This window comes from Pontivivens marinum, from assembly GCF_900231835.1.
Lineage (GTDB): Bacteria > Pseudomonadota > Alphaproteobacteria > Rhodobacterales > Rhodobacteraceae > Pontivivens > Pontivivens marinum.
This window is the reverse complement of the sequence record NZ_OCTN01000025.1, coordinates 1-1,147: the sequence shown is the minus strand read 5'-3', so window position 1 is coordinate 1,147 and position 1,147 is coordinate 1. Positions and strand designations below refer to the sequence as shown.

Below are 1,147 nucleotides of genomic sequence, written 5' to 3'. Positions count from 1 at the left end.
CGTATCTCAGGATTGTCAGGCGGACGGTCGCGTCTGACAGTTTTGGGATCGACACCAACGAGCCTGCACGCCCGACGTTGCGAGATATCATGATCTCGCATCGCCCGAAGTGCAGCTTCCCGTCGTTCACTTGATGTCGTTAGTTCTTTCCCAGCAGATATTTCAGGACGACGTTGTCCAGCATGGTATCCGCCAGAAGACGTTTCAATTTGGCATTCTCGTCCGTGACCGCACGCAGCTTTGCTGCATCTGACACCTCCATGCCGCCATACTGAGACTTGAACTTGTAAAACGTTCCTTGGCTGAGGCCGTGCTTGCGGCACACATCCGCAGTCGACACCCCAGCTTCTTGCTCTTTGATCATCCCAATAATCTGGGCTTCGCTAAAACGGCTCTTTCGCATCTGTTTGCTCCTTCAAAAGGTTGAGCAAGCTCTGCATTAAAGTGAGGGAAGTTTCAGGGGGCAGGTCACCATGCTTCGCGTCCAGATTGAGCGCCGCTTACGGCAAATATCTGAGGGCGTGATGCTTGCTCCTGATCCACGCGGGTGACCGAGAACACTTAGGTCATTGACTGATGAACTAGCGAGATTGGGTGCTATTCCGGATGAAGCCACGGTTCTTCTAAGAGGTTTAATGCCGGTGATGAATGAAGCGGTTCACGGAGTAGAACTACAGTCAAATGCATCCGAATTCGCGCAGAGTTATGGACCCAAAATCCTTTTAATGTTGAAGAAAGGCAATCAGTAATTGGTGCGGCATTTGGCTCGAAACCGACTTCCTGCAGCACGGCGACCACCCCACTCAGGCGAGGCGGTCATCTGGCGTTGACGGCCCATACACGACATTCACCGGCTCGTCTCTCGTCGGGGTTCGGCCTTCTCATTCCTATCATTCGCGCATTTTTCGTAAGCGGCCGGCCTCGCTGCTCTGACGCGCCATAGAGTGCGTTGATAGTGTCCACCAACGATAGTGGACATCTTGAGGGCAGGTATGGCGGGCAAGAAGGGTCAGAAGAAGCGGTTCTAGTCGGATGAGGAGAAGGTTTCGCTTTGGACCTGACCCGTTTTTGTGCCGCCCCCGGTGCTCGTTTAGGCCACCTTCCGCTCGAAAGCGACTGGGCTTTTCCAGCCCAATGCTGAATGGCG

At 53.9% G+C, this 1,147-nt stretch carries 1 pseudogene; it reads right to left on the bottom strand.

The annotated features are described in order from the left end of the window. Nucleotides 1-403 (bottom strand): annotated as a pseudogene (locus CR254_RS17800) (transposase); the annotation flags it as partial. Nucleotides 404-1,147: the final 744 nt, after the last annotated feature.